The 4,850-nt window shown below is 73.7% G+C and carries 4 protein-coding genes and 1 pseudogene; 2 read left to right on the forward strand and 3 right to left on the reverse strand.

The features are described 5' to 3' along the window. Window positions 1-642 (forward strand): lytic transglycosylase domain-containing protein (locus tag GTY56_RS02900; RefSeq protein WP_202509660.1); only part of this gene is annotated, 642 nt, incomplete at its 5' end. Between the two features lie 180 nt (window positions 643-822). Here the strand turns inward: GTY56_RS02900 and purH are convergent. Both purH and purN read right to left on the reverse strand, forming a co-directional pair. Then, the gene (gene purH / locus GTY56_RS02905; protein ID WP_161362146.1) at window positions 823-2,385 is read right to left on the reverse strand and encodes a bifunctional phosphoribosylaminoimidazolecarboxamide formyltransferase/IMP cyclohydrolase; all 1,563 of its coding nucleotides are present in this window, start codon (window positions 2,383-2,385) and stop codon (window positions 823-825) included. Further along, on the reverse strand, window positions 2,382-3,020 hold the full coding sequence (gene purN / locus GTY56_RS02910; RefSeq protein WP_161362149.1) for a phosphoribosylglycinamide formyltransferase: 639 nt from the start codon (window positions 3,018-3,020) through the stop codon (window positions 2,382-2,384). Before purN ends, purH begins: the two co-directional genes overlap by 4 nt. Window positions 3,021-3,323: 303 nt before the next feature. On the opposite strand from purN, the gene GTY56_RS02915 reads away from it, so the two are divergent. Next, window positions 3,324-4,142: a hypothetical protein gene (locus tag GTY56_RS02915; RefSeq protein WP_161362151.1), complete on the forward strand. Its 819-nt coding sequence runs from the start codon at window positions 3,324-3,326 to the stop codon at window positions 4,140-4,142. 4 nt (window positions 4,143-4,146) lie between these two features. Here GTY56_RS02915 and GTY56_RS02920 read toward each other — a convergent pair. Continuing rightward, window positions 4,147-4,850 (reverse strand): annotated as a pseudogene (locus GTY56_RS02920) (hypothetical protein); the annotation flags it as partial.

Genomic DNA, 4,850 nt, shown 5'->3' on the forward strand with positions numbered 1-4,850 from the left:
GCCCGCCACCGCTCGCGCCGCGGGGCCCTCGCGGCCGTCCTGGCCGCGGCCGCCGCGGCCCTGGCCGCCCTGCTGGCCTACGGCATCGGCGCCTCGGCCGGAGGCGGCGGCGCCGGCAGCGGCCCCGGCGCGACGGCGAACGTCTCGGCCGCCGCGTACGGCGCCTCCGAACTCCGCACCGACCGGGGCGTGCCGCCCGCCTACCGCCTGCTGATCGTCGAGACGGCGCACGACTGCGACCAGGAAGAGGTCAGCCCGGTCCTGATCGCCGCCATGCTGAAGGTGGAGAGCGACTTCGACCCGGACCTGGCCGACCCCGCGAACGACGAGTACGGCATCGCCCGCTGGACCCCGCGCGTCCTGCGCTGGTGGATGAACGAGGACGGCACCCCCGGCGAGACGGTCCCCGAGCCCCCCTTCCCGCCGGCCGAGTCCATCCCCGCGATGGGCCGCTACCTGTGCTGGATCGCCCCGCGGCTGCACGCGGACCTGCCGGGCGACCGGCGTGTGCTCGTCGCCGCCGCGTACCGCAGGTCGTACCGCACCGTGAACAAGGCGGGCGGCGTGCCCCCGGACGTCCGCGACTACGCCGACCGCGTCGCGCACTTCTTGGAGGAGTACGAGCCCGAGGGCCGGAAGTGACCCGTGCGCAAGGGGTGTCGCAGGGTCGTCGCACATGACCGGTCCGACCGCGCGGAACCTGCGCACGTCGTGCTCCTGAGCGCGGCGCTGCGCGCGGCCGCCGAGGACGCCACGAGGTGGACGGCTGACACGCCGGAGCGGGCCGGCGATGCAGCCGGCCCGCTCCGTCCGTCACCGGTCTCAGTGGAAGAAGTGCCGCGTCCCCGTGAAGTACATGGTGATGCCGGCCTTCTGCGCGGCCTCCACGACCAGCTCGTCACGGACCGAACCGCCGGGCTGCACGATGGCCTTGACGCCCGCGGCACCCAGGACGTCGATGTTGTCCGGGAACGGGAAGAACGCGTCCGACGCGACGTACGCGCCCCTGGCCCGCTCCTCACCGGCCCGCTCCACCGCGAGCTTGCAGGAGTCCACGCGGTTGACCTGCCCCATGCCGACGCCCACCGAGGCGCCGTCCTTGGCGAGCAGGATCGCGTTGGACTTCACCGCGCGGCAGGCCTTCCACGCGAAGGCCAGCTCGGCCAGCTCGTCGGCGCTCAGTGCGTCACCGGTCGCCAGCGTCCAGTTCGCCGGGTCGTCGCCGTCGGCCTGGAGCCGGTCGGTGACCTGGAGCAGCGCGCCACCGTCGATCGGCTTGACCTCGACCGGGGCGGAGGGGCCGTCGGCGCAGCGCAGCACGCGGATGTTCTTCTTCTTGGTGAGGGCCTCCAGCGCGCCGTCCTCGTAGTCCGGCGCGACGATGACCTCGGTGAAGATCTCCGCGACCTGCTCCGCCATCTCCTTGCTGACCGGGCGGTTGACCGCGATCACGCCGCCGAACGCCGACAGCGGGTCGCAGGCGTGCGCCTTGCGGTGCGCCTCGGCGACGTCCGCGCCGATCGCGATGCCGCAGGGGTTGGCGTGCTTGATGATCGCGACGCACGGCTCGGCGTGGTCGTACGCGGCACGGCGGGCGGCGTCCGTGTCCGTGTAGTTGTTGTACGACATCTCCTTGCCGTGCAGCTGCTCGGCCTGGGCGAGGCCGCCGGTGCCGGAGACGTAGATCGCGGCGGGCTGGTGCGGGTTCTCGCCGTAGCGCAGGGTGTGCTCGCGCTCCCAGGTGGCGCCGAGGAAGTCGGGGAACTGCGACTCGTCGACGGGCGCGTAGGAGGAGGCGAACCAGGAGGCGACGGCGACGTCGTAGGCGGCCGTGTGCTGGAAGGCCTCGGCGGCGAGCCGCTTGCGGGTGGTGAGGTCGAAGCCCCCGCCCTGGACGGCCTTGAGCACGTCGGCGTACCGGGCCGGGCTGGTGACGACCGCGACCGAGGGGTGGTTCTTGGCGGCGGCGCGGACCATCGAGGGACCGCCGATGTCGATCTGCTCCACGCACTCGTCGGGCGAGGCACCGGAGGCGACTGTCTCGCGGAACGGGTAGAGGTTGACGACGACGAGGTCGAACGGCTCGACACCCAGCTCGGCGAGCTGCTCGCGGTGGCTGTCCAGACGGAGGTCGGCGAGGATGCCCGCGTGCACGCGCGGGTGCAGCGTCTTCACACGGCCGTCCAGGCACTCGGGGAAGCCGGTGAGCTCCTCGACCTTGGTGACGGGGACGCCGGCAGCGGCGATCTTCGCGGCGGTCGAGCCGGTGGAGACGAGCTCGACCCCGGCCTCGTGGAGCCCGCGCGCCAGCTCTTCCAGACCGGTCTTGTCGTAGACGCTGACGAGCGCCCGGCGAAGGGGCCGCTTGTTGCTCTCGGCGGTCACTGGATAACTACCTTTCGTCCCTCAATGCGATAGCCGTTGCGGGCGAGGCGCCCCACGACCTCGACGAGCAGCCTTCGCTCGACTTCCTTGATGCGCTCGTGGAGAGCGCCTTCGTCGTCCTCGTCCCGGATCTCCACCACGCCCTGCGCGATGATCGGCCCGGTGTCGACGCCGTCGTCGACGAAGTGGACGGTGCAGCCGGTGACCTTGGCGCCGTACGCGAGCGCGTCCCGCACGCCGTGGGCTCCCGGGAAACTGGGCAGCAGGGCGGGGTGCGTGTTGACGAACCGCCCGCCGAACCGGGCCAGGAACTCCTTGCCGACGATCTTCATGAACCCGGCGGAGACGACGAGGTCGGGTTCGTGGGCGGCGACGGCCTCGGCGAGGGCGGCGTCCCACTCCTCACGGCTGCCGTGGTCCTTGACCCTGCACACGAAGACCGGCAGCCCGGCCCGCTCGGCGCGCGCCAGTCCCTCGATGCCCTCGCGGTCCGCGCCGACGGCCACGACCTCGGCCCCGTACGCCTGCGCGCCGACGGCGGCGATCTCGTCGAGGAGCGCCTGCAGATTGGTGCCGGATCCGGAGACCAGCACGACGAGGCGCTTGGCGCGCGGGGCCACGGGCTTGGCGGCCACGGTGGGGGCCTTTCTCGGGGGAGCGTCTGTCCAGGCGGCCGGCACCCGGCGTTTGTACATTCATACGAATGCTTTGCGTCCCCGGATACGGGGAAGCCTACGAACCGGCCGACCGTCAGCAACGATACCGGCACACCGGGCGGCCCCCACGGGACGGGGGCAGGGCCGGAAGGTAGCGTCTGGACGGAGCCGGTTCGGGAACGACGTCCGGACGTGGTGCGTTCAGGAGGTGACGGACCCGGGTCCGACGCCGTTCCGTTCTGTCCACTCACTCCTCCTCATCAACGGGAAGACGCTCACCTGATGCCGGACCGCAGCCTGCGACTCCTCACGTTCCCCCAGCTGTCGCCACAGGGAGGGGAGCGCGGCGCCGTGCTGCTGCGGGAGCGCCCCGGCTCACCGCCCGACGCGCCTTCGGGCGGCGACGGCGGACCGGGGCGGGGCCGCGGGTCCCAGGAGGACAACCCCTTCGCCCCGCCGCCCGAGGGCACACCGGACCGGCCCTGGCAGCCGCGGCGCCCGTCGGGTGACGACTCCCGGGACTCCCAGGACTCCCCGGGCTCCCAGGGCTCCCAGGGCGGTGACGGGTCCCGCTCACCCTGGGGCAACCAGTGGAGCGACCGGCAGCCCGGCCGCTCCTCCGGCGGCTTCGGCGATCGCCCCCGCAGTGGGCCCGAGGGCCAGGGCGGCCCCCAGGGCGGCGGCCCGAACGTGCGGTGGGACCCGACGGATCCCGCGCAGCGCCGTGCGCGCTACGCCCTGCTGTCGGGCATGTGGGCCTTCTTCTTCGCCCTCTTCAGCTGGCCGTACGTGGCTCTGCTGCTCGGCGCGCTCGCCCTGTACTGGGCCATCAGCTCCCTGCGCGCGGGGCCCCGCAAGCCGGACCCGGCCTCCCCCGCCCCCGAGCAGCAGGGCGGCGGCCGCCCCCAGACGACGGCGGCGGTGAGCGGTCTGGTCACGGCGTCGCTGGCGATCGCCCTGGTCGCCGCGTCCTTCACGGCACAGCTGGTCTACCGCGACTACTACACGTGCACCAACGACGCCCTCACGAACGAGGCGAAGCAGTCCTGCACGGAGCTTCTGCCGGAGGAGCTCCGCGGGCTGCTGGGTACGGACGGCTGACGCTTCAGGAGGTTTCCGGCGGGCGGGACCGGCCGGGCGGGGCCGGGGTGCCGTACGGCTCGGGGGCCGGGGTGTCGTACGGCCGGGGTGCCATGGTGTCGTACGGCTCGCGCTCCGGACCGGACGGCAGGAAGTCGTAGAGGCCGAAGTCCGTCTCGCGATCCTGCTCGCGCGGGCCCGTGGGGCGGCAGGGCGACGGCGCCCCATGGGCCGGTGAGGCGTCACGCGCGGCGCGTCCGCCGCTTTCCGCCTCCCAGGCGTCGCCGGGTTCTCCGAGACCCCGGACACTCTGGTCGGCCTCGTCCCGCTCCGGCCGTACGGCGCCCCTGGCGGGCTCGGTGACTCCGGTCACCCCGGCCATCCCGGCGACGCCGGTGCGCGTGAACCAACCACGGCCGTGCTTCCGGGCCCGCCGTTGCCCACGGGTACCGTCGGCCGCCGTCTCCCGCTGTTTGCCGATCTTCGGCTCCTCCGCCCGGGGTGAACGGCACCGCCAGGCCCGTACTCCCACCGCCGTGGGGATCGCCAGCAGCCACAGCCAGGCCAGCGTCGCGGCGGCGACCTGCCACCACACCGGGCCGAAGCGGGACAGCACGGCGGAACCGATGGGGCCGCCCGACATCGCGGCCGCTCCCGCGAGCGCGGCCGCGCAGAGCAGCGACGCCAGCGCGGCGGCCCGGGCGGTGCGGCCCGCCGACCAGACCGCGG

Origin of the sequence: Streptomyces sp. SID5643 (genome assembly GCF_009872555.1) — a bacterium.
GTDB classification, from domain to species: Bacteria; Actinomycetota; Actinomycetes; order Streptomycetales; family Streptomycetaceae; genus Streptomyces; species Streptomyces iakyrus.

Bases quoted from the DNA above. Each gene is read 5' to 3' on its own strand.
- GTY56_RS02915 (WP_161362151.1), top strand. From the start codon at position 3,324: ATGCCGGACCGCAGCCTGCGACTCCTCACGTTCCCCCAGCTGTCGCCA.